The following is a 24,122-nucleotide window of genomic DNA, read 5'->3' as shown; positions in this document are numbered from 1 at the left end:
CTTAACCGTACTTCGTCCGGCTGTAGAACAACGAAACGAGGTTTCTGGTTCTAGTGGTCGAAGAACACCAGGCTGGAGTTGATGAGTTCGGAGATGACCTCGGTATCGTGTGCCCGGCGCAGGGACTCCCGGAATGACTCCTTGGAGAGGGAACGCGCGAGCGTGGCAAGAACCTCCAGGTGGTCGGAGAAGGAACTGGCCGGGGTGGCGATAAGGAGGACCAGGGTTGCCGGACCGTCAGTGGCGCCGAAGTCCAAGGCATGGCCAAACTTGGTCACGCCTACCGCAATGGAGATCCTGTCCACGAATTCGCTTCGGGCATGCGGCAGTCCAATGCCGCCCGGAAGCCCGGTGGCAAGCTGGTGCTCACGCGAATGCACTTGCTCCAGGAAGCCCTCAAGATTGGAGATCCTGCCTGCTGCGTGGAGCCTGTGAGCCAGTTGCGCTGCGGCATCGATCTTGTCTTTGGCAACAAGTTCAAGGATGACCGTATCCGGGGTGGTCAGTTCCGCGTCGTAACGGTCAAGTGGTTCAGCCAAGTTATGTTCCCTCCATGTGGCCTCCCGGCCTCAATTCCTTGAGCTGGTCAGCGAAGGGGAACGATGTCATCCACTCCCATGCGCGCGGCATCGGCCGATTCGTCATCGGGTTGCTGCTGACTAAGTCGTTCAGCTTCCACGCGCGCCAGGTAGTGCTTGATTTCGCTCTCGCGCTGGGTCTCGCTCCAGCCAAGGATTTCTCCCATCAGCTTAGCTACAACGGGCGCGGCAGACACACCCCGGTCCCAAGCTTCGATGGAGATCCTGGTGCGGCGGGTCAGAACGTCGTCAACGTGGCGTGCGCCCTCGTGGGTTGTTGCATAGACAACTTCGGCAGCCAAGTAGTCATCCGCTCCAGGAAGGGGCTCTCCCAGTTCCGGCCGTCCAGCGATAATGTCCAGCACTTCGGGGGTCATGGATCCGAAACGGTTGAGCAGGTGCTCCACGCGTGCCACATGCACACCCGCCTGCTCGGCGGACCTGCCCCGACGGTTCCACGCTGCTTTGAATCCCTCGGCGCCCAGGAGCGGAATTGTTTCAGTGCAGCTGGAGGGAACACGTTCGTCCATGGCCCTGGTTGCCTCGTCCACGGCGTCTTTGGCCATGACGCGGTACGTTGTGTACTTCCCGCCGGCTACCACCACGAGTCCGGGCACGGGGTGCGCCACCACATGCTCCCTGGACAGTTTGGCAGTGGAGTCATTGTCACCAGCGAGCAGGGGGCGGAGCCCTGCGTAGACGCCTTCCACGTCCTCGCGGGTCAGGGGACGCTTGAGAACCTTGTTGACATGTTCCAGCACATAATCAATGTCCTTGCTGGAAGCTGCCGGGTGTGCCTTGTCCAACGTCCAATCGGTATCTGTTGTACCGATGATCCAGTGCCTGCCCCAAGGGATCACAAAGAGCACAGATTTTTCGGTGCGGAGGATCAACCCGACCGTGGATTGGAAGCGGTCGCGCGGCACCACAAGGTGGATTCCCTTGGAGGCCCGCACCTTGAGTTGCCCACGGTCCGTCACCATTGCCTGGGTTTCATCGGTCCATACGCCTGTAGCGTTGACCACCTGCTTGGCCCGGACCTCGAAGACTGTGCCATCCTCCTGGTTTTCCACCTTGGCACCGACCACGCGTTCCCCCTCGCGCAGGAAATCAACCACGCGGACGCGGTTCGCTGCGTGGGCGCCATAGTGCGCCGCAGTCCTTACAAGGTTGACCACCAGACGGGCATCATCCACCTGGGCGTCGTAGTAGCGGATGGATCCGACGAAGGCATCTTCTTTGAGGCTAGGAGCTGCGCGCAGGGTTCCGCGCCGGAAGAGGTGCTTGTGCATGGGGACGCCCCGGCTGTGGCCGGAGGTCAGACCCAAGGTGTCATAGAGCATAATGCCCGCACCGACGTAAGGGCGCTCCCAGATGCGGCGCGTCAGCGGGTAGAGGAAGGGGACGGGGCGCACCAGGTGCGGCGCGATCTGCTGGATCAGCAGCCCCCGTTCCTGAAGGGCTTCCTGGACGAGGCCAAAATCCAGCATCTCCAAGTACCGCAGGCCGCCATGGATGAGCTTGGACGATCGGGAGGAGGTTCCGGACGCCCAATCCCGTGCCTCGACGATGCCTACCGTGAGGCCACGAGTCACTGCGTCCAGCGCTGCACCGGCTCCTACTACTCCGCCGCCAACAATCAGGATGTCGAGCTCTTTGCCCGGCTGGGCAGTGGCTTTCAGGACTTCGATCGATGCGGCACGGGATTCCGGGCTCAGTGCTCCCGGGGAATTCACCTGCGGACCGCCTGCGACATTGCTCATCGGACCCCTCCTCAAACGCAACAGCTGGTAGTCCCCTACCCTACTTGTTGCTCGCCTCCTTGGGCAGGGCACGGGGTGCAGCCGCGATGGGAAGAACCGCCCCAACGAAGAAGGCCCGTGTTGGCTCCGATGGTGATCGGAGCCAACACGGGCCTTCAGCGACTAGTTTCAGTTGCCTGCGTAAGGAGAAACCACGACGTCGACGCGCTGGAACTCCTTGAGGTCCGAATAGCCGGTGGTCGCCATGGAGCGGCGCAGGGCGCCGATAAGGTTCGACGTCCCGTTGGTGTGGTGGCCGGGTCCGAAGAGGACCTCTTCCAACGGACCAACCGTTCCGACGTTGACGCGATCGCCGCGGGGAGATTCGAGGTGGTGTGCTTCAGGACCCCAGTGCCAGCCCCGGCCCGGTGCCTCTTCGGCGCGAGCGAGTGCACTGCCAAGCATGACGGCGTCGGCACCCATGGCGATGGCCTTGACGATGTCTCCGGAGCTGCCCATGCCGCCGTCGGCAATGACGTGGACGTAACGTCCACCGGACTCATCCATGTAATCGCGGCGGGCGGCAGCGACATCGGAAATGGCTGAAGCCATGGGTGAGTGGATACCGAGGGCGCGACGCGTGGTGGTGGTGGCTCCGCCGCCGAAACCGACCAGGACGCCGGCAGCGCCGGTGCGCATGAGGTGCAGGGCAGGCGTGTAGCCGGCTGCTCCGCCAACAATCACCGGAACATCCAGTTCATAGATGAACTGCTTGAGGTTCAGGGGCTCGTGATTCTTGGAGACGTGCTCAGCCGAAACCGTGGTTCCGCGGATGACAAAGATGTCGACGCCGGCAGCCACCACGGTCTTGTAGTGCTCCTGGGTGCGCTGGGGGGTCAGGGACCCAGCAACAGTCACCCCGGCGGCGCGGATCTCCGCCAAGCGGGAGCTGATGAGTTCAGGCTGGATGGGTGCCTGGTAAAGGTCCTGCATGCGACGCGTGACGGCGGGGCTGTTGGTCTCGTCGGCCAAGTCCGCGATCTCGTCAAGCACCTTCTGGGGATCCTCGTAGCGCGTCCAGAGGCCTTCGAGGTCAAGGACGCCCAAGCCGCCGAGGCGACCAAAAGCGATGGCAGTATCCGGGGACATCACGGAGTCCATAGGAGCCGCAATAACGGGGGTGTCGAACTTGTATGCGTCGATCTGCCAGGAGACAGAGACGTCCTTCGGGTCACGCGTCCGGCGGTTCGGGACGATCGCGATGTCATCCAGGGAGTAGGCACGACGCCCACGCTTGCCACGGCCAATCTCAATCTCATAAGTCACTGCTCGAGTTTATCCCACCAAAACGAAGGCCCCGTTTTCCCCTAGGTGTTCCGGCTGGTTTCATCCACCGAGAGCTGGGATTCGAACATCCGGAAGTAGCGTCCCCTCAATGCCACCAGTTCCTTGTGGGTTCCCTGCTCGGCAATGCGGCCGTCCTCCAGCATGTACACGATATCTGCCTTCTCGATGGTGGCGAGGCGATGACTGATGGCAATGATGGTGCTGCTCCGGTCTGCGAAAAGCCGGGTGAAAATGCGATGTTCCGCCAAAGCGTCGATGGCTGACGTGGGCTCGTCCATGACCATGAACGAGGCATCGCGGTAGAAGTTGCGTGCCATGGCCAGGCGCTGCCATTGGCCACCCGACAGCCCGCTTCCCTTGCGTCCCCGGGGGTCCTCCATCCAGTTGCTGACGTGGTTCTCCAGGCCGTTGGGCAACTTGTTGATGAACTCCATGGCTTCGGCGTCCGAGGCCGCCCGCCGGATCCGGTCGTCGTCCCGGGGCTGGTCCACGTCGCCGAGATAGATGTTCTCCGCCGCGGTGGCGAACTCGTATTTCAGGAACTCCTGGCTCAGCACTGCAAGGTGCCGGTGCCAACTGGTGACGTCGATCCCGGCAAGGTCCACGCCGTCAAGCAGCACTTGGCCGGAGTCGGGGCGGTACAGTCCAGCCAGGATTCGGATCAGCGTTGATTTGCCTGCACCGTTCTCCCCCACAATGGCGATGTGCTGACCTGCCCTGATGGTCATGGAGATGCCCTTGATGACCTCGATGTCGCTCCCCGTGTAGCTGAACCGGATGTCCCGCAGCTCCACGGTTGCGGGCGACGACGACAGCGGCTTTTCTTTCCCGCTTGGGATAGGGAGGGCCATGAAAAGCTCATAGTCCTTGAGGTTGGCGAGGTCCTCGTCAATGGAGCTCAGCGAAGAGACAAGGCTGTTGGCGGTAGACAGCGCGCGGCTCACAATCTGCTGCACGTACAGGAACTGTCCAACTGGCTGCGCCCTGGCGATGATCTGGCCAACAACCCAGATCAGGGACACAACCTCGGCCCCGTACTGCAGGGAATCGGCGGCAAGCTGCTTGGGAATGTACCGCTTTTGGAAGTCCAGGCGCCTGCGTTCGTCAGCATCCCGCAGCCTCGATCGCAGATCCATGAGGTATCCGACGATCCCGTACAGCCGCATCTCGGCAATGTGTTGGGGCCGGAGCAGGTTTTGTTCGATCATCCGGCGTTGCCGCCTCGAATCCACCTGCGTATTCCAGTGCGCGATCTGTTCGCGGGACAGTTTGAACTGCAGGTAGACGCTGGGCACGATGGCCACCAGGACGATGACTGCGATCCACCAGCTGACCAGGAGCAAAGCACCGATAGCCAGGACCACGGAAACGAACTGTGTAAAGATGGCGGCTATCCGGTCCAGGACGCGGGCATACGAATCGGAGAACCGCTTGGCGCGGTCGTAAAGATCCACCGTTTCTTTGTCGTCATAGCGCCAGAATTCCAGCGCGAGGAAGCGCTGGTACATCATGTCGCCCACGATGGCGCCCACTTTGAAGCTCATCAACTGCTGGATGTAGCGGTCAACGCTGCTGAAGGCGCCCCAGAACAATCCCAGCGCTGCGGTGATGATGACGTACAGAATGGCCCGGGGACCGGCGTCGGGGTCTCCCGCGTAACCGGCCGCCAGTGCTGTGGTGGTCAGTGCAGCGAAATACGTGGTGACCAGCGGCAGAGTGGCCGAAATCAGGGACCCTGCCACCTTCATGATGACTGCGCCGGGTGAAGCTTTGAAGCTCACCTTGAGGACCTGCCCGACGGCGCGCGCGTATGGCCGCAAGGCGAGCTTGCGGGGCGGCGCCCCCGGTGGGACCGAGTTCAGCCGGACCGACTCCGGGTGCCGCGATTGTGCGGGCTTTTCTGACATGTGCCCAGCCTATTCTTCGGGACCGACATTTATGTCGCGTCCTGTTAAACAGCTGTTCCCCGTGGAAACTTCCACGGGGAACAGCTGGTGGGCAGATGGGTGATCAGCGGGAACCGTAGTTCGGCGCTTCGACGGTCATCTGAATGTCATGCGGGTGCGATTCCTTCAGGCCTGCGGGCGTGATGCGGACGAACTTGCCGCGTGCCTTCAGCTCCGGGATGGTGGGGGCGCCCGTGTAGAACATGGTCTGGCGGAGGCCACCCACCAACTGGTAAGCCACGGAGGCCAGCGGGCCGCGGAAGGCAACGCGGCCTTCGATGCCTTCGGGGATGAGCTTGTCGTCGCCCGAGACGTCGGCCTGGAAGTAGCGGTCCTTGGAGTAGGAAGTGTTCTTGCCGCGCGACTGCATGGCGCCAAGGGAGCCCATGCCACGGTAGCTCTTGAACTGCTTGCCGTTGACGAAGATGAGCTCGCCCGGGGACTCTTCACAGCCGGCGAGGAGGGAGCCCAGCATCACGGTGTCGGCTCCGGCAACCAGTGCCTTGCCAATATCGCCCGAGTATTGGAGTCCGCCGTCGGCAATCAGGGGAACACCGGCGGGGATTGCTGCCTTGGCGGATTCGTAGATGGCGGTGATCTGCGGCACGCCCACGCCGGCGACGACGCGGGTGGTGCAGATGGATCCCGGACCCACGCCCACCTTGATGCCATCAGCACCGGCGTCGATCAGTGCCTGGGCACCTTCACGAGTGGCTGCCTGGCCGCCGATGATGTCCACATGCGCCGCAATGGGATCCGACTTCAGGCGCCGGATCATGTCCAGCACACCTTGGGAGTGGCCGTTGGCGGTATCAACGAACAGTGCGTCCACGCCGGCGTCGACGAGCTTCATGGCGCGTTCCCAGCCGTCACCGAAGAATCCGATGGCGGCACCTACGCGGAGGCGGCCTTCGTCGTCCTTGGTGGCCAACGGGTACTGCTCAGCCTTGGTGAAGTCCTTGGTGGTGATGAGGCCCATCAGGCGGCCTTGCTCATCAACGAGCGGGAGCTTCTCGATCTTGTTGGTGGCCAGCTTGTGGGAGGCTTCCTCACGGCTGATACCCACATGACCGGTGATGAGCGGCATCTTGGTCATGGCATCGCTGACGCTGCGCAGCGGAAATTCAGATTCGGGAATGAAGCGGGTATCGCGGTTGGTGACGATACCCAGCAGGCGTCCGTCCGTGTCCACGACGGGAAGCCCGGAAACGCGGTAGCGGGAACACAGCTCGTCCAGCTCCTGCAGCGTGGCCTGCGGGCCGATGGTCAGCGGGTTGGTGATCATGCCGGATTCGCTGCGCTTGACGCGGTCTACGTGCTCGGCCTGGTCATCGATGGACAGGTTGCGGTGAACCACGCCCAAACCACCCTGCCGGGCCATGGCGATGGCCATGCGGGATTCGGTCACGGTGTCCATTGCTGCTGAAAGCAAAGGAGTCTGGACGGAGATGCGCTTGGAAATGCGGGAGGACGTGTCAGCGTCGGACGGGATGACGTCCGTGTGGCCGGGCAGCAACAGGACGTCGTCGTAGGTCAGGCCTACAAAGCCAAAGGGATCGTGTTCGGGCTGGGTCATGAGTGTGCGCCTCTTACCTGGGTTCCGGGGGCTTAACTGGTAGGGGTTGCAACTGATGACCAGCCCGTCATTACGGGACTGGCCTGTGCAGAGAGTACCTGTGCAAAAGTTACCTGTGCAGAAGGTATTGGATAAATACTAGAACCTCCGCGCCGATCGCCATATTCCGCGACGCCTGACTGTGAGCAACAGCACTGGCGGCAGGCCGTCGTCGTACGTTTGAAACAGCCGGCGAGCGCGGAACCTAGCTTGCGGACCAACCGGTAGCGGCCAGCAGCCGCTGTTCAAACATGGGGATCATGGTTTGAACATAGGTCTTGGTGAGGTGGTTGTCATCCTTATACACGTAGACGTTACCAACCACCGCGGGACAGGTCCCTTGCTCGCAGATGAAGTCGCTCATATCCATCAGGTAGAGCCGCTCCACCTTGCCTACATAGTCGTCCAAAGGTGATGACGCCGCCAAGGACTCTTCAAGGGGCACATTGCAGTCGGGCGAATCCTTGCCCTTCTTCTGCACGCACTCGGGCATATTGAAGCTGAACCGCGGGTTGTCCCGGACACCCACCACATCGATTCCCAGGTCCGTGAACGGCTTGATGCCTTCGAGGTATCCGGGCACTTCGGTTTCAAAGGGAGCATCGACGTGCGTCTTGGATGCCACGGTGAAAACTGCGTCGGGCTTGTGCTCCATCACGTAGGCGGAACTTGCCTTGTTGAACTCGTTGCAGAAATCGGGGCGCTCCGGCGACTGGGCACCGAACCGGCAGCCACCTTTAAGCAGCGTCACCACTTCCCAGCCGTGCTTTTTGGCAATCGGGCCAAGAGCAGCCGTGTACTGCTGGGAATGGGAATCACCGAGCACCACGATCCTCTTGGTGACCACCGCCGGTTCCTCATTTTGCAGGCAGTCCTGCAGCAACGGATCGCTGGGTACGTTGTCGCCGGTGCACTTGCCGTCGACGTTTGCCCACTCGTCCTTCATGGCTGCGGGCGCGGGGATGATGAGGGCTTCTTCGCTCGGCTCACCGGCGTACTCCGGGGACAACGCGGCAGCACCCGGCGTCAGTTCGTGGGGCTGATCCGCAATCGCTGCAGCTTCAGCGGTGATGGCGCTTTGCCACACCGTGACCGGCAACGCCAACAGCGCACCGCACGTGGCAATCACGACGGCGGCCCGCCAGGACCGCACGTCCGGCCACTTCCAGCGGCGCAGGGGAACTTCCACATACCTTGTGGTGGCTACCGCCAACAGCATGGAAACCGTCATGATTCCCAGGCCTTGGAGGAGGCTGGGCGCGGTAGTGCCGGTGGCCAGGAGGAAGAACACCAAAACCGGCCAGTGCCACAGGTACAGGGCGTACGAGTTGTCACCCACCATGACCAGTGGGCGTGAGCCCAGGAGACGGTCGGCACCGAAGGGGCTACCGCTCTGACCCGCGATGATGACGGCTGCAGCCGCAAGGGTGGGCCAAAGGGCTACGAAACCCGGGAAGGAGCGGTCCACCGTGAGCATCAGCCCGCAGGCGAGCATCGCTGCAATCCCTGCCCATCCCAGGAAAACACGGAACCGGCGTCCTGGTTTCAGGTATGGGATCGCCAGGGCGAGAAGGGAACCCAAAGCGAATTCCCATAGGCGGGCACGGGTGTCAAAGTACGCATGGGCCTGGTTGTTGGCGGTCTGCTCGATGGAGAACACGAGTGATGCCAGGAAGACCGCGCCGAAGGCGATGAAGAGCAGCTGCCTGTGGGTTAAGGCCTTCCGCTGCGGAAACAGCTTAGCCAGCCGCGGCTGCAGAAGTGCGACTCCGGCGAAGATCAACGGCCACAGAATAAACACCTGGCCTTGCACGGATAGCGACCAAAAGTGTTGCAGGGGGCTGGCGTGAACGTGCTGCTGGGCGTAGTAGTCCACTGCGAAAGCGGCCAACTGCCAGTTTTGCCGGTACATGAGGGATGCCCAAGCCTCAGTGAGGATATCGGGCCACCGGCTCTGCGGTATGAGTGCCCAGGTGCCTGCCAAGGCGGCCAGCAAGACAACGACGACGGCGGGCAGCAGCCGCTTGAACACGTGCAGCCAATGCCGCAGGAGTCGAAGTGGCTTATGACTTTCGAGCTTGCGCGTGAAGGACAGCGTCAGCAGGAAAGCCGAGATCAGCAGGAAAACGTCCACGCCGCCCGAGACCTTGCCGAGCCAGATATGGTAAGCCGCGACCATGAGCACTGCCAGGGCTCGCAGGCCTTGGACTTCCGGGCGGAAGCCGGGTTTCGACGTCGTGGATTCCTTGCTTGGCGGGGCAGCCGTTCTTGCGCGTGTGTCCATCATCGTTGCCACCCTGTCGCGGCAAACCACCTTTCATCGAGCATGCCCGACATGCTCTTGACGTACGTTTTGGTCAGGTGGTTGTCGTCCAGGTAAACGAAGGTGTTACCAATGATGGGCGGGCAGTAGATGCCCAGGCACACTAGGTCGGTCATATCCAGCAGGATCAGGTCCTGGTGCTTACCCGCCACGGCTTCAAAAGGACTGGGTTCGGCCAGGACGTCCGACTTCAGCGGACGGCAATCAGGGCTGTCCACCCCTTTGGCGAGGGCGCAGTCCGTCAGGCTGTAAGTGAACCTTGGGTTATCCCGCACTGCCACCATTTGGATGCCCAGTGCCGTGACCTCGGGAACGAGGTCCTCAAAGCCGTGGGTGAGTCTTTCGTCAGGCAAGGACGACACGGCCGCTGTGCCCACCATGAAGATGGCATCCGGCGTATGGTCCCGGATGTGGCTGCGCACTTCACTGTTGAACTCGTTACAGCCAGGCTCCGACTCGGGGTCTTCAGTCATGAAGGGACACGCCCCGTACAGCAGCGAGTAGAGGCGCCAATGATGCTGCTCCGCCAATACTTCCATGGCGGCAAGCCACTGCTGGGAGTGCGAGTTGCCTACCACCAGGACTGTCTTGGTGGCGTCGGAACCCACACCGTTCTGCCGGCAGTTGTCCTGCAGCAACTGCGACTCGGGTTTCGTGTCTCCGGAGCACCCCTCGGGCAGTTGGGCCCAGTCACGCCCGATCCTTTCCGCGGTGGGCTGAGTGAGCGCATTTGGAGCCGCTTCATTCACGTAAGTGGGCAGGAGTGCCTTTGCCCCGGGATTGTCGAAGACCATTCGCGCCTCTGCAGCTTGCTGGTCCAAGTCCAGCTTGTACTGGAAAGCGAGCAGGGGTGCGGAAACGACTGCCAGGCACGTCGCGATTGCGATGACCGAGCGGCGGCGCTTCATCTCGGGCCATTTCCATTCCCGGAACGGCTTCTCCACGAACTTGGTGGTCAGGAAAGCCAAAACGAGTGACAGCGCAATGATGGCCGTGCCGGAAAGCCAACCGGCCTGACCCTTGCCGCTCCAGGCCAGGGCAATCACCAGGATGGGCCAGTGCCAGAGGTATAGGGCGTAGGAGTTGTCACCGAGCCGGACCAGGAATTTGGAACTCAGGATCCGGTCCACCCCGAAACGGCTCCCGGTCTGACCGGCTGCGATCACCGCGACCGCGGCCAGCGTAGGCCACAAGGCTACGAATCCCGGGAACGCAGTTTGTACCTGCAACAGGATTCCGCAAGTGAGCATCGCTGCCACCCCCACCCATCCCAGGACCACACGGACGGGTTTGGAGAAGTCCAGGCCCGGTAGCACCAACGCCACCAGCGTGCCCAAGGCGAACTCCCACAAACGGGCAAAGGTATCGAAGTATGCCACGGCCTGGTTGCTGGCTGTGAAGATGATGGAGTAGATGAACGAGACCAGGAAAATGATGGCGAAAACATACACCAGAGTGGCGCGGTAGCGGAGGGCAAAGCGGCGGCACACCAGCGCAACCGTCGCAAAGATGATGGGCCACAAAATGAATACCTGGCCTTGGATGGACAAGGACCAGAAGTGCTGAACGGGGCTCGCCATGCTGTGGTCGGTGGCATAGTAGTCAACCGCCAGCTCCTGCAGCAGCCGGTTCTCAAAGTAAAACAGCGAAGCCCAGGTTTGCTGGACAATTTCAACCCAACGCGTGGCTGGCAGGAAAACGAAGGTTGCTGCGAGAGTGCCCACCAGAACAACGACGACGGCGGGCAGCAGCCGCCTGAACAGGTGCAGCCAGTGGCGCACAAGGTCCATGGGGCGGCCCTGTTTGTAACGTCCCGTGAACTGGAGGGTCATGAGGAACGCTGAAATGAGGAGGAAGACATCAACGCCTCCGGAGACCCTGCCGATCCAGATGTGGTAGCTGACCACCATCAGGACTGCGAGGGACCTAAGGCCCTGGATTTCGGGGCGGAACTTAGACTTTGCAACGGGTCCGGCAGCCCGCTTACCGTGGTGGGCAGGGGCTGGAATCGTTGGCGTCGTCACGTTAGGCAGTTCCTCAAAGCTCTGGCACAAAGCATCAATATTACGCGGTTTCAGTCGCGCAACCGATGTTGAAGGGTGTCCCTGGCCGCCATCCGAAGCCCCATCAGCACAGGTCCAGCCATACATTGTGCCACCCGAACCTGTGCGTGACCTGTGCTGATACTCCCTGCTCTCGTTAACACTGCAGCCGGCCACGCCCCTCACTAACGTGACCCATTACACGTTCACTAGTCCGCTGGAACGCGTTGCTGCCACCCGACGGGCAAGGTAGCGCGCGTCCCGTCCGACACCCGGAAGGGTCGCCGAAGCCGCAGCGAACAGGAATTCCTGGCCGATGAAGAACACACCTGGAACGTCGGCCACCACTCCCCGCTTTTGCAGCAGCCTGCCTGCCCCGTCCACCACGGGCACCCGGACCCACGAGTAGTCGTCCCGGTAACCCGTGCACCAGATAACGTTGGCAGGTTTGACCGTTTGGATGTCTCCGCCAACTTCCGGATAGCCGTCCCGGACACCGGTGACCCTGGGCAGCAATTCAACACCTGCAGCGTGCAGTTCCTTGGTCCTGGTCCGGATCAGCGGCGCAGCCTTCTGCATGAACTTTGGAGCAACCTTGCGGCCGACAGGGGTGTCGAGTGTGAGCACGTGCAGGCCCGCGAAACGAATGACCGGAAGCACGAAGCGCGCTGCTGCACGTCCGTGGCGCACGGGGAGCTCGCCACCGGGGGCTCCCGCCACAGCGGTCGGATGGCTCCCGCTGACCTCCAGGGCAATCTCCGCCCCTGAGTTCCCCAGTCCCACCACCAGGACAGGGCCGGGCTGGAGCTGGGAAGGATTCTTGTAGTCCTGGGAATGGAGTTGGAGTATGTCCGGCGACAGTTCCCCGGCGAAGGCCGGGGTCTTGGGCACACGGTATCCCCCCGTGGCAATAACCACGTTCCTGGCATGCCATGATCGCTGCCCCGAGGTGACTTGGAATCCATCCCCGTCGCTCACAAGGCCGTCGACACGCACATTGTGTACGATCGGCAGGTCGAAGCGGCGCTTGTAGTCCTCAAGGTAGTCAGCCAGCTCATCTTTGGTGGGAAAACTCAACCTGTCGCCAGGGAACGGCGCCCCGGGAAGGCCGTCGTACTTGCCGGGAGTGAACAGCCGCAGGGAATCCCATCGCTGCCGCCAAGAGTCTCCCGTCCTGGCATTTTCATCCACTATCAGGAAGCTGCTGCCTTCTTGTGCCAGCCAATATCCAATCGCCAAGCCTGCCTGTCCACCTCCTACTATGAGCGTGTCTACTGCTGGGTTCTGGCTCCCGTTCATGGTTTTTTCCCTTCAATTACTGGTTCTCCGATGGGTTCTTTGTGTGTGTCTTCAGGAACCTTCCGGTAGCGCAGGCACCACAAGAGCATGAGGGCAGACGCCACAATGTAGAAGGAGTGCAGCAGCCATACGGGGCCTGCCGGAAGATCAAAGACATAGAACGAATGCACTGCGTTGGCCACGTTGGTGGTGGCGATGTTGCCGACGCTGTATGACTCAAGGTCCTTGGTGCGCACGGCCTTCAGAAGCATGGGGAGCATGCTGGCGGCGAAAAGCACGGTGGATACGGTGCCGGCAAGCAGTGGAATGTTCATACAGCCAAGCTATGAGTCCAGCCCCATCCACCGCGTCGGCAGAATGGCCCATTCCCACCCACGCTGCATGGGTATTTATGCGCACAGGCGAACGAGCCAGACCTCAACAGATGGCGTTAGCTCAACAGATGGTGATCGAACGCATACCGGGTCGCTGCCACGCGCGATGGCACAGCGAGTTTGGTGAGGATGTTGCTCACGTGCCGCGCAACGGTCTTTTCGCTGAGGTAAAGGGATCGGGCGATGGTTTTGTTCGCGTTGCCCTCCGCCACCAGACGCAGGACCTCCAGTTCGCGGACAGTAAGCGGCGAGCCAGTGCCTTGATCGCGTTCTCCACTGATGCCCACTACTTCAGAGGCCGCGGGAGCGGCGCCCAGCTCCACGAATTCCGCCCGGGCTGCTTCGAATTCCATGGTCGCGGAATCAGGGTCGCCCAGCGCCGCGCAGGCCCTGCCCGCCAGCACGCGGCAACGGGCAGCCTCATATGGTGCTTCAAGGGAGAACCACAGCCTCCATGCGGTCCGGGCCGCCATCAGCGCAGCTTCCGCGCTGCCTTCAGCCAAGAGCACGCTTGCCTCCGCGTGGGCAGCGAGGGCAGCTTCCAGAGGGCGCTTTCCCGGGTCAACCAGGGACGCAAATTCGTCGGCAGCGAACCTTGCCGCTGCCAGCTCACCGGAGGCGAGTTCCACCTCAACCAAAGCCGGAAGAAGTCTTCGCCGGTTGGCAGGATCCGACGCTGCCACTGCCCGACGCATCATGGACTGGGCCTGGGGGCCGTTCTGCTGGGCCAATCGCACCAGGGCCATACCGGGAAGGGGCTCGAAACCCGTCTCGCCTGCCCTTGCAAAGGCAGCTTCAGCTTCGGCCAGGCTTCCCCTGAGACGGAGAATTTCCCCTTGCTGGTACCAAGCGCCGTAAGTGGCTTCCGGGTCGCCCCGCCGCGCACGGTCTTGGGCAATCCGCGCCGCGGCAAGGGCGTCATCCCATGCGCCATGGAGGAGAAACAACTCCGCCCGGTGGGACTGGCACTGCCCGCTGAACATGACCATGTCCGGCCTGTCCCCGCACCATTTCTCCAACGCGGCCGTCCACTCTTGGGCCCGGCGGACATCCAACACCAACCGGCAGTTGCCGATCACCGCACAGTAGATGATCCCGGACGGGATGGGCGAAACTTCGCCCGCGATGACCGAGACCATCACTTCGTCAAGAAGTTGAAGGCCCTCATCCGGGAATCCGAGGGTGAGCCTGGCGGTTCCGACGCCGAGCTGGCCCAGCGCCATGAGGTCCTTGTCCTGGAAGTGCCGGCCGATCTCCAACGCCCGGCTGAAAATCGCAAAGCTCGCCTCCGGAGCTCCTCCGTACAGGGCACCAAGTGCCTCCGGAACCAACAGGTAGCCCTCCGCTGCGGTAGGGCTATCCAGCCCTTCCACCAGATGCTTGGCCCGGGACATCCAGCCGCTGCTGCGGGCGGGCTCACCGAGATCCATCAAGTACAGCACCAGCCATGCTGCGCAGCGCGCGGCACTATCCGTGTCGCCCAGCGTGATGAATTCGTCGTGCGCCCGGGTCAAGTAGGCCACGCCCTCGGCGTCTTTGCCCAACAGCATCGCTACAGAGGCCACCAGCTCGATGTCTTGAGGAGGCAGTCCCCCTGCGGTGTCGGCGCGGGCGAGGCATTCGAAGGCATCGCTCCAGCGGTGCTCGGAGAATGCCGAGCGTCCCAGGTCCAAAGCTGTGGCAGGCATCGTCATGGCTCACCCGTCGGCGTCGATGCGCCCCGTTGACGCACCCAAGCCGCCGTATTAGCGTCAGGTTACCGCCGCCGTCGTGCGCTCACAATAGCTGAGCGACACAGGCCACGACACCACCCCGAAGACAACAGAAGCCCCGGTCACGGTGACCGGGGCTTCTGTATAACAGGCTCTTAGTGCTGGTGGCCTGCGTGTGCGTCTTCTTCCTCAGCCGGCTTCTCGGCAACCAGGGTCTCGGTGGTGAGAACCAGGGCAGCGATGGAAGCGGCGTTGCGGAGAGCCGAACGGGTGACCTTGACGGGGTCGATCACGCCAGCGGCGATCAGGTCCTCGTACTCGCCCGACTTGGCGTTGAAGCCGTGGTTGGCTTCCAGCTCGGAAACCTTGGCAACAACCACGAAGCCATCGAAGCCGGCGTTCTGGGCGATCCAGCGCAAAGGCTGAACCAAGGCGCGGCGGACGATGCCCACAGCAGCTGCCGCGTCACCCTCCAGGGCCTTGACGGCCGGGGACTCGTCCAGCGCCTTGAGGGCGTGGATGAGAGCGGAACCGCCACCGGAAACAATGCCTTCTTCGAGGGCTGCACGCGTGGAGGAAACAGCGTCCTCGATGCGGTGCTTCTTTTCCTTCAGCTCAACCTCGGTGGCTGCGCCAACCTTGATCACGCCGATGCCGCCGGCCAACTTGGCCAAGCGTTCCTGCAGCTTTTCCTTGTCCCAGTCGGAGTCCGTCCGGGTGAGCTCAGCACGCAGCTGCGCCACGCGGTCGGCAACGTCCTGAGCCGTGCCGGCACCGTCAACGATGGTGGTGTTGTCCTTGGTCACCGTGATACGGCGAGCGGTACCAAGGACCTCGAGGCCAACGCTGTCCAGGGTCAGGCCGAGGTCCGGGGAAACAACCTGGGCGCCCGTGAGCGTCGCGATGTCCTGGAGCATGGCCTTGCGGCGGTCGCCGAAGCCCGGAGCCTTGACGGCAACAACGTTGAGCGTGCCGCGGATACGGTTGACGATCAGCGTGGAGAGGGCTTCGCCTTCGATGTCTTCAGCAATGATGAAGAGCGGCTTGTTGGCCTGCAGGGCCTTTTCCAGCAGCGGCAGGAAGTCCTGCAGCGAGGAGATCTTGCCCTGGTTGATCAGGATGAGGGCGTCTTCAAGAACTGCTTCCTGGCGCTCTGCGTCAGTGACGAAGTACGGGGAAAGGTAGCCCTTGTCGAACTGCATGCCCTCGGTGAGCACCAGTTCGGTCTGGGTGGTGGAGGATTCTTCAATGGTGATGACACCATCCTTGCCAACCTTGCCGAACGCTTCAGCCAGCAGTTCGCCAACCTCGTCGCTCTGCGCGGAGATGGCTGCAACGCTGGCAACCTGGGTGCCTTCGACTTCGCGGGCGTTCTCCAGGAGGCGGGCTGCGATGGCTTCGACGGAAACCTCGATGCCGCGCTTGATCTCGCCAGGAGCGGCGCCGGCAGCAACGTTGCGGAGGCCCTCCTTGACCAGGGCCTGTGCCAGCACGGTGGCCGTGGTGGTGCCGTCGCCGGCGACATCGTTGGTCTTGGTTGCTACTTCCTTGGCCAGCTGTGCGCCAAGGTTCTCGTAGGGGTCGTCAAGCTCAACTTCGCGGGCGATGGTCACACCGTCGTTGGTGATCGTGGGAGCGCCCCACTTCTTGTCCAGCACGACGTTGCGGCCGCGCGGGCCAAGCGTCACCTTGACAGTATTGGCGAGCTTGTCGATACCGGCCTCAAGAGACCGGCGGGCAGCATCGTTAAAAGCAAGCTGCTTTGCCATGGTTGTGTCCTTTCAAGACAGAAAACCCGCACCGCTGACGGTCGGAATGATTCCAACGCGGCGGCGGTGCGGGGCTCCAGGAAGTTACTTTACGACGATCGCAAGGACGTCGCGGGCGGACAGAACGAGGTACTCGTTGCCGCCGGTCTTGACTTCGGTTCCACCGTACTTGGAGTAGATGACGACGTCGCCAACAGCTACGTCAACCGGTACGCGGTTGCCGTTGTCATCGAAGCGGCCGGGGCCGATTGCAACAACTTCGCCTTCCTGCGGCTTCTCCTGTGCGGAGTCCGGAATTACCAGGCCGGAAGCCGTGGTCTGCTCTGCTTCGAGCGGGCGAACAACAATACGATCCTCAAGAGGCTTAATCGAGACCGACACTCGGACTCTCCTTTTCATGAGCTGATTCATGGACTAAGAACTAGGGTGCCGGAGCGTACAACCGTCGTCGCGGTGCCGGAAGACGCTTGGCGTGATTAGCACCCTCCGGGGGAGAGTGCTAACAAGACTCTATGTAAGCGTTAGCACTCGGTCAAGGCGAGTGCCAGAATTTCGTCATGAGTGAACCTCCGTCACCGGCCGGTGAGGTCGTCCAGGTCGTAGTCTTCGCCGTCATCGTCCTCGTCCAACGGAGCGTTGCCGCGGTTCAGATACAGCACTACGGCAGCGGCAATAGCTACGACGCCGGAGATCACCAGGGTGATGATTCCACCGGTTCTGGCACCGCTGTAGAGTTCGCGGATGCCCCGCGCTTCTTCGGTGGCGTCGTTAACGCTCTTGCCGGCGACGGAGTAGGTGGCGGCATTGAAGGAATCCAACGCGAAGATAATGATTAGCAGGCCGACGCAAATTACCGCGATCACTGCCCCCGCTATCAGGGCCGGACGAGCGAACTTTGTCATGGTGGAGTGATGCGGGGCTGCGTTGTCTTCCATGAAAACAACCCTATCGGGCTGATTCGCCGGTCACGTTGTCAAGCACCGCGCCGTTAGGCTTGATCCCATGCCTCACGCACCGCAGGAACAGATCGCGCCCTTGCTGACAACTGAAGGATGGGAACTTCTTGCCTCCTTGGGGCCCTACCGCGAAGCCGACTCGTTCAGCGTCAATGCCGAGCTCCGGAAAGCGGGCCACTCCCCCGAACTCGTGGCCGCGGTCCTCACGCAATCCCGCCTGCGGACACGTGCCGAGGCCAAGTTCGGCGAGTTCGCCCGGCAAATGCTTTTCACTCAAGCGGGACTGGAGCAGGCAACGCGCTTGAACGTCGCGGCCCGGCACGCCGAACGTTTCGCGAAGGCGGGCATCCCGCACGTTGCTGACCTCGGCTGCGGCCTTGGTGCCGATTCCATGGCGATGGCTTCCATGGACATTTCGGTGACCGCCGTTGAGATGGATGAAACCACTGCCGCCTGCGCCACGATCAACCTCATGCCATTCCCGCACGCCACTGTGGTGCACTCGGATGCCACGTCCGTGGAACTGGACGGGATCGACGGTGTATGGCTGGATCCTGCCCGGCGAACCACGTCCACTTCCGGAACCAAGCGGATCTGGGACCCTGAAGCGTTCTCTCCCCCGTTGTCCTTCGTTGAACGCCTGGCAGCCACCGGCCGCGCAATCGGCGTCAAAATGGGTCCCGGAATCCCCCATGATTCGGTGCCGTCAGGCTGCGAGGCCCAATGGGTCTCAGTGGGCGGCGATGTTACCGAAGTGACCTTATGGTTCAACGCAGTGGCCCGCCCCGGCGTGCGTCGCGCAGCGCTGGTTATCGGCAGCCAAGGCGCCGCTGAAATCACCAGCGGTGCGGATTTCGACGGCGGCCCGGTAGCCGCCGTCGGGCCTGTCGAGGGCTTCCTCTATGAACCCGATGGGGCGGTGATCCGGGCAGGGCTGGTGGCCGACGTCGCAGAACGCCTCGGTGGGCATCTGGTGGACGAGCACATCGCCTACATCTGCGCCCCCGAGCTGCATGACACCCCGTTCGCCCGTGCCTACAAAGTGCTTGAAGTGATGCCCTACAACGTCAAGGCGCTCAAGGCATGGGTGAAGAACAACGGCGTCACGGTGCTGGATATCAAGAAGCGCGGCACGGCAGTGACCCCGGAAGAGTTGCGGAAGCAACTGCTTCCCGCCAAACCCCTCAAGGGCAAGGATGCGAAAACAGCCACCTTGGTCCTCACCCGGATCGGCGAGGAAAGAGTGGCTGTTGTCGTGGAGCCAGTGACGGCCTGATGTGTCACAAGAGCTAACGGCGGGAGAACTCCGAAGCTTCACGCACCTGCTCGGCGCTCGGACGCACGCCCGTGTACAGGACAAACTGCTCCTCAGCTTGGATAGCGATGACCTCGGCGCCCGTGATCACCTTCTTGTCAGCTCGCCGGGCAGCGGTGATGAGCGGCGTCTCCGACGGCAATGCCACGACGTCGAACACCACCTGGGCAGCGGAAATAGTGGCGTCATCGAAGGACTGGGCGGTTTCATCCGCACCTGCCATTCCCAACGGAGTGACGTTGATGATGAGGTCCGCGGTTGATCCGTTGACGTCGTCCTGCCATCCGAAGCCGTAGAGGTCTGCGAGCGCACGGCCGGTGCCCTCATTGCGTGCCACGATGGTTACAGCGGTGAACCCGGCGTCCCGAAGGGCTGCGGCTACGGCCTTGGCCATGCCGCCGGCACCGCGGAGCAGCACCGTGTGGCTGCTGGGAACCTGGTGGTCCTTCAGGAGCCGGGCGATCGCGATGTAGTCCGTGTTGTAGGCAGTGAGGACACCGTGGTTATTGACGATGGTATTCACCGAATCAATGGCTTTGGCCGACGGATCCATGACGTCAACCAGCGGGATGACGGCTTCCTTGTACGGCATGGACACCGCGGCGCCCCGGATCGGGAGGCCGCGGATGCCCGCCACCGCAAGGGTGATGTCCGCGGGGGCGAATGCCTTGTAGACAAAGTTCAGGCCGAGCAGATCGTACAGATAGTTGTGGAACCTGGTCCCGATATTGCTGGGCCGGGCCGCAAGCGAAATGCACAGGGACATGTCTTTGTTCAGGATTGGCATTCCCCCATTAAACAACGCCGTGCTGTTAGCCCTGCCGCGCCTTCATCCGCGGGTTGTTCTTGTTGATGACGAAGGTGCGCCCCCGCCTGCGCACGATCTGGGCGCCGGGGATCTTCTTGAGGGCACGCAGCGAATTCCTGACTTTCATGGTGTTTCTCCTTTGTGTGGGTGTTCGGTTTAGAGGGCGTCGCTGAGTTCCAGGGGGTCGTCCCAGACGCCGAAATCCTGCTCCATCTCCGCCTCCGTTAGTTGGCAGCCGTCCAGCAGACCGCTGATTTCCTGGGGATCAATGTCCTCCGACCTTCCGGTGATGGCCAACACAGTTCCGCGGTCGCCATGGCTGGGGTGCCAGTCAAGGAGGGAGTCGACGTCGGCACCTGCCTTCCCCGGGCGCGCGAGGCCAGGCGCTGATTCAACAGTGTCAGCCAGCCACTTTCCGGTGCTTTCCAGCCACACACGCGGCCCGATTCCCTGGACGGCGATCCGCGTTTTAGGCGCCGACGCGATCCAGAGGCGGCCACGCAGCCAGTGCGTGCCGGCCGCCAGCTGTGGCAGCGCATCACGGAAGCGCCCAGGATGCAGTGGTCGACCCGCTTTCCGGAGCACCGTCCGGAAGGAACCTCTGGCTTCGCTGACGGGCACACGCACGACGCCGGGCCGGTTACGGGCCGCTGCTTCGGCGTCGTCGAAGCATCCCGGCCGGTAGTCGTCAGCCGCGCCAACAACTCCGGCATGGGACGCCAACTGGCCGAGTAATTCGACACCCAGCAGCCACTGGGCGGAGCCCTCGCGGGGCTCGCCGGTCAGCACGGCCCCCAGTCCGGGGTGCACCATCACGGTGTCCACCTGCCCGAACTCGCCGATCAGAAATTCTCCACTGGTGCGATCATCAGTGGGCATGGACGTGAATCCTGATTCAAACAACGTGTGACGATCCCAGATATGGTCGTCCAGGTCTACAGGGTCCAAGGCCAGGACAGCGTTGTCGATCACCGCCGGGCGGCTCAATCCACGCCGAAGCCCGGCAACAGCCATCCCTGCTGCGACGCCGGGTGGGAGGCCCAGGACAACGTGGTCGAAGCCGCATGAGCCGAGGCGTTCCGCCGTCGGGACAACATCCAACCTGACGGTGCAGCTAAGGCAACCATGCTCCAATACCGTGGTTTCGCGTTCGAACAACTGGCCGTTCCGATAGACGCGCCGCAAGACCAGTGAACCATCCAGAAGATCGTGAAGGACCACTGCGGAATTGGCGTGGGTCTGGCCGAGCCTGGCGGCGGCTGACTCCCGGCATTGGCTGTCCAGGGAACTGAGGACTGTAAGATGCATGCGTTGATTCTATTGCGAATCATTCTCATTAGCAAATGACCGTCTTTGTCTCCCGTTAGTCCCCAGCAGCCACCTGTGTTCCGGCTGCATTAGACTTGATCCGACCGCTGGCGGCCCCACAGCGGGGAACCGTGTCCGGCTGAGACAGACTATGAGGGGACTACGTGCAGATTGATTTTGCGCCATCCAGGCAATCGACACTGGGTGTGGAATGGGAGTTGGCGCTCGTCAATGCACGCACCGGGGAATTGGTATCAGTGGCCAACGATGTCCTGAAGGGCGTCGCCGCGAACCACCCCGACCTCAATGAGGATGACGAACACCCCCATATCAAGCGCGAACTGCTCCTCAACACTGTGGAACTGGTCACCGGCATTTGCGAGACCGTCAAGGATGCCAAGGAAGACCTCAGCCGATCCCTGGCCGCCGTCCGTGAAGTCACCGACCCCATGGGCGTGGAGGTGTTCTGCGCAGGCAGCCACCCGTTCAGCCCTCCCCTGCTCCAGCCCGTCACGGACAAGGAACGCTACGCCAAGCTGATCGAGCGGACCCAATGGTGGGGACGCCAGATGGTGATCTACGGCGTTCACGTCCATGTGGGCATCGACCGCCGGGACAAGGTCCTCCCCATCCTGGACGGCCTGGTCAACTACTTCCCGCACTTCCAGGCGTTGTCCGCCTCCAGCCCGTACTGGGCAGGCGAAGAAACCGGCTACGCTTCCCAACGTGCGCTCATGTTCCAGCAGCTTCCCACCGCCGGGCTGCCCTTCCAGTTCGAAACATGGGAGGCCTACGAGTCCTACGTCCAGGACATGTTCACCACAGGTGTCATTGACGCGACCTCCGAAATCCGCTGGGACATCCGCCCCGTGTCGAACCTGGGCACCATCGAGATGCGCATCTGCGACGGCTTGGCCACACTTGAAGAAGTAGGCGCCATTGCTGCGCTGACCCAATGTCTTGTGGACGAGTTCTCCTCCATCCTTGATGCCGGCGGCAGCATCCCCACCATGCCGCCGTGGCATGTACAGGAGAACAAATGGCGCGCCGCACGGTACGGCATGGAAGCCATCATCATTCTCGACGCCGAGGGCAACGAGCAGTTGGTCACAGAGCACCTCGCTGAAACCGTCGCCCGGCTGGAACCTGTAGCGGCCAAGCTCGGTTGCTCCGAAGAACTCTCGGACGTCCTGAAGATCATCGAGCGCGGGGCAAGCTACCAACGACAGCGTCGGGTGGCCGCTGAACACAACGGCGACCTGCAGGCAGTGGTCATGGACCTCGTCCAGCAGATGCGCAAGGGTCCGGACGCCTAGCTGTACTAGCCCGCGGAGCGCTAGGCGGGCACTGAGACCGTAGTCACCGGCATGGAAGAATCCGGTGCGAAGGAAAGGCCGCTGGGAGCAATGCCGGCCATGATCAGCTGCGCTCCGAGCGCGGCAACCATGGCTCCGTTATCCGTGCAAAGATCCAGCGGCGGAACATGCAGTCTAATACCTGCGGAGGTACAGCGTTGCCCAGTCAGTTCCCGCAGCCTCGAGTTCGCTGCAACGCCCCCACCCAGCAGGACGTCAGTGATGCCATGCTCTTTGCAGGCCAGGACTGCCTTTGAACTGATGACGTCCACCACGGCCTCCTGGAACGCTGCCGCGATATCTGCCACGGGAACTTCCTCGCCCCGGGCTTCGAACTGCTCAACGCACCGGGCCACGGCTGTTTTCAGGCCGCTGAAGGACCAGTCGTAACGGTGCGGTCCCTTCTCCTCCGCGGTGCCCATGTATTTGGGCTGCGTGAGTCCACGGGGGAAACGGATGGACTTGGGGTTGCCCTGGCGTGCCAGTCTGTCGATGGCAGGCCCACCCGGGTACCCGAGGCCAAGGATGCGGGCCACTTTGTCGTACGCTTCGCCGGCGGCATCGTCGATGGTTGAACCCAGTAGCTCCACGTCGTCCGTGATGCTCCGGATGCGCAGGATTTCCGTATGCCCACCCGATACCAGCAATGCTCCGAGGTTCTCCGGAAGCTTTCCGGCACCCAGGCCGGCGGCAGCAACGGCGTCGGACGCTCTTTCCGAAGGTGCCCCACTATCCAGCAACCCCACGCCAACGTGCGCCACCAAGTGATTGATGGCGTAGAGCGGCTTGCCGGTGGCAACGGCAAGGGCTTTGGCAGCGCAAACACCCACCATCAGCGCCCCTGCAAGGCCCGGACCGGACGTGACGGCAATGGCATCGATGTCATCCAAGGTGACGCCGGCCTCGTGGAGCGACTCCTGCAAGGTGGGCACAAAGGCGTCCAAGTGTGCGCGTGATGCGATCTCCGGGATAACGCCGCCAAAGCGAACATGCTCATCCATGGACGATGACACCGTGTTGGTCAGCAGGGTGGTCCCCCGCACGATTCCAACACCGGTCTCGTCGCAGGATGACTCAATGCCAAGCACCAGCGGCTGCTTTGGCTGTTCCGGATTCGGCCCGCTCACGCTGTGGCTCCTTCTTGGGGTTTGTTCAGTTCAAGGCGCATAATCAGGGCGTCCGTGCCGTCCCGGTAGTAGCGGGGACGGACGTGGATCTGCTCGAAACCGAACCGCAAGTACAGTTGCTGGGCGCGGGGATTGTCCGCCCGCACTTCCAGCAGGACGTCCTCGGCACGGCGGCGCCGCGCTTCGTCAATCAGTTCTGTCAGGACAGCAGAGCCAATGCCCTTGCCCTCGAATTCAGGCACGACGGCGATCGTCTGGACGTCCGCGATCGGCTCGATGCACATCAATCCGGCGTAAGCCACGATCTCCCCTGCAACCTCTGCCACCACGTAGCGCCGGGTCTCAGGCTGGGCCAACTCGTCGAAGAACATCTGCAAGGGCCACGCGTCCACGGGGAACAGCCGGCGCTCCAGCGTCTCCACGGCCGGGACGTCGGCCTCGGTCATGTCGCGCAGGGAAACTCCTGCGAGTTCCAGCTTGGGTGACATTTTCATAGTGTCCCTCCC

The 24,122-nt window shown here is 62.3% G+C and carries 20 protein-coding genes; 2 read left to right on the top strand and 18 right to left on the bottom strand.

Features of this window, described 5'->3' with window-relative positions; genetic code table 11:
* Positions 1–50: 50 nt before the first annotated feature.
* From ACZ881_RS10330 to ACZ881_RS10270, 13 genes are all read right to left on the bottom strand, one after another.
* A complete protein-coding gene (locus ACZ881_RS10330) occupies positions 51–539 on the bottom strand; it encodes a PTS sugar transporter subunit IIA (protein WP_309073172.1) in 489 nt (162 codons plus the stop codon).
* A gap of 47 nt (positions 540–586) precedes the next feature.
* Positions 587–2,341, bottom strand: coding sequence for a glycerol-3-phosphate dehydrogenase/oxidase (locus ACZ881_RS10325; protein ID WP_179019766.1), 1,755 nt, complete (start codon positions 2,339–2,341; stop codon positions 587–589).
* A 168-nt stretch (positions 2,342–2,509) separates the two neighbouring features.
* Complete coding sequence (locus ACZ881_RS10320) at positions 2,510–3,646, bottom strand: GuaB3 family IMP dehydrogenase-related protein (RefSeq protein ID WP_091468893.1); 1,137 nt, start codon at positions 3,644–3,646, stop codon at positions 2,510–2,512.
* Between the two features lie 41 nt (positions 3,647–3,687).
* A complete protein-coding gene (locus ACZ881_RS10315; protein ID WP_178997123.1) occupies positions 3,688–5,574 on the bottom strand; it encodes an ABC transporter ATP-binding protein in 1,887 nt (628 codons plus the stop codon).
* 103 nt (positions 5,575–5,677) lie between these two features.
* Positions 5,678–7,189, bottom strand: a complete 1,512-nt coding sequence (guaB, locus tag ACZ881_RS10310; protein ID WP_091468897.1) for an IMP dehydrogenase — start codon at positions 7,187–7,189, stop codon at positions 5,678–5,680.
* A 244-nt stretch (positions 7,190–7,433) separates the two neighbouring features.
* A complete protein-coding gene (locus ACZ881_RS10305) occupies positions 7,434–9,515 on the bottom strand; it encodes an acyltransferase family protein (protein WP_476114879.1) in 2,082 nt (693 codons plus the stop codon).
* Positions 9,512–11,575 (bottom strand): acyltransferase family protein, encoded by a 2,064-nt coding sequence (locus ACZ881_RS10300; protein ID WP_476114876.1) that lies wholly within the window; start codon positions 11,573–11,575, stop codon positions 9,512–9,514. Before ACZ881_RS10300 ends, ACZ881_RS10305 begins: the two co-directional genes overlap by 4 nt.
* A gap of 216 nt (positions 11,576–11,791) precedes the next feature.
* Positions 11,792–12,892, bottom strand: coding sequence for a flavin-containing monooxygenase (locus tag ACZ881_RS10295; RefSeq protein ID WP_476114873.1), 1,101 nt, complete (start codon positions 12,890–12,892; stop codon positions 11,792–11,794).
* The gene (locus tag ACZ881_RS10290; protein ID WP_476114871.1) at positions 12,889–13,206 is read right to left on the bottom strand and encodes a hypothetical protein; all 318 of its coding nucleotides are present in this window, start codon (positions 13,204–13,206) and stop codon (positions 12,889–12,891) included. Before ACZ881_RS10290 ends, ACZ881_RS10295 begins: the two co-directional genes overlap by 4 nt.
* Before the next feature lie 116 nt (positions 13,207–13,322).
* Positions 13,323–14,960, bottom strand: coding sequence for a LuxR C-terminal-related transcriptional regulator (locus ACZ881_RS10285; protein WP_476114869.1), 1,638 nt, complete (start codon positions 14,958–14,960; stop codon positions 13,323–13,325).
* A 173-nt stretch (positions 14,961–15,133) separates the two neighbouring features.
* Positions 15,134–16,747: a chaperonin GroEL gene (gene groL / locus ACZ881_RS10280; protein WP_017200315.1), complete on the bottom strand. Its 1,614-nt coding sequence runs from the start codon at positions 16,745–16,747 to the stop codon at positions 15,134–15,136.
* Between the two features lie 84 nt (positions 16,748–16,831).
* Positions 16,832–17,128, bottom strand: coding sequence for a co-chaperone GroES (groES, locus tag ACZ881_RS10275; RefSeq protein ID WP_011775524.1), 297 nt, complete (start codon positions 17,126–17,128; stop codon positions 16,832–16,834).
* A gap of 191 nt (positions 17,129–17,319) precedes the next feature.
* Entirely contained in the window at positions 17,320–17,682 is a 363-nt protein-coding gene (locus ACZ881_RS10270) for a hypothetical protein (protein ID WP_476114866.1), read from the bottom strand.
* A 67-nt stretch (positions 17,683–17,749) separates the two neighbouring features.
* Here ACZ881_RS10270 and ACZ881_RS10265 point away from each other — a divergent pair, with 67 nt between their 5' ends.
* The gene (locus ACZ881_RS10265; RefSeq protein WP_476114864.1) at positions 17,750–18,979 is read left to right on the top strand and encodes a THUMP-like domain-containing protein; all 1,230 of its coding nucleotides are present in this window, start codon (positions 17,750–17,752) and stop codon (positions 18,977–18,979) included.
* Positions 18,980–18,992: 13 nt separating this feature from the next.
* On the opposite strand, the gene ACZ881_RS10260 is transcribed toward ACZ881_RS10265, so the two are convergent.
* From ACZ881_RS10260 to ACZ881_RS10250, 3 genes are read right to left on the bottom strand one after another with little or no spacing between them, the layout of a single operon-like run.
* Positions 18,993–19,805: a shikimate 5-dehydrogenase gene (locus tag ACZ881_RS10260; RefSeq protein WP_091468917.1), complete on the bottom strand. Its 813-nt coding sequence runs from the start codon at positions 19,803–19,805 to the stop codon at positions 18,993–18,995.
* Between the two features lie 25 nt (positions 19,806–19,830).
* Positions 19,831–19,953, bottom strand: a complete 123-nt coding sequence (gene ykgO, locus ACZ881_RS10255; RefSeq protein ID WP_011775528.1) for a type B 50S ribosomal protein L36 — start codon at positions 19,951–19,953, stop codon at positions 19,831–19,833.
* Positions 19,954–19,982: 29 nt separating this feature from the next.
* The gene (locus ACZ881_RS10250; protein ID WP_476114860.1) at positions 19,983–21,134 is read right to left on the bottom strand and encodes a GTP-binding protein; all 1,152 of its coding nucleotides are present in this window, start codon (positions 21,132–21,134) and stop codon (positions 19,983–19,985) included.
* A gap of 164 nt (positions 21,135–21,298) precedes the next feature.
* Between ACZ881_RS10250 and ACZ881_RS10245 the strand changes: the two genes are divergently transcribed.
* A complete protein-coding gene (locus tag ACZ881_RS10245; RefSeq protein WP_178997144.1) occupies positions 21,299–22,450 on the top strand; it encodes a glutamate--cysteine ligase in 1,152 nt (383 codons plus the stop codon).
* A gap of 20 nt (positions 22,451–22,470) precedes the next feature.
* Here ACZ881_RS10245 and tsaD read toward each other — a convergent pair whose 3' ends face one another.
* Positions 22,471–23,616: a tRNA (adenosine(37)-N6)-threonylcarbamoyltransferase complex transferase subunit TsaD gene (tsaD, locus tag ACZ881_RS10240; protein ID WP_476114858.1), complete on the bottom strand. Its 1,146-nt coding sequence runs from the start codon at positions 23,614–23,616 to the stop codon at positions 22,471–22,473.
* Positions 23,613–24,110: a ribosomal protein S18-alanine N-acetyltransferase gene (gene rimI, locus ACZ881_RS10235; protein WP_476114856.1), complete on the bottom strand. Its 498-nt coding sequence runs from the start codon at positions 24,108–24,110 to the stop codon at positions 23,613–23,615. The genes tsaD and rimI overlap by 4 nt, the downstream gene beginning before the upstream one ends.
* Positions 24,111–24,122: the final 12 nt, after the last annotated feature.

The organism is Paenarthrobacter sp. TE3676, assembly GCF_056279165.1.
Note: the sequence above shows the minus strand (reverse complement) of the source record. Positions and strands in the feature narration are given on the sequence as shown.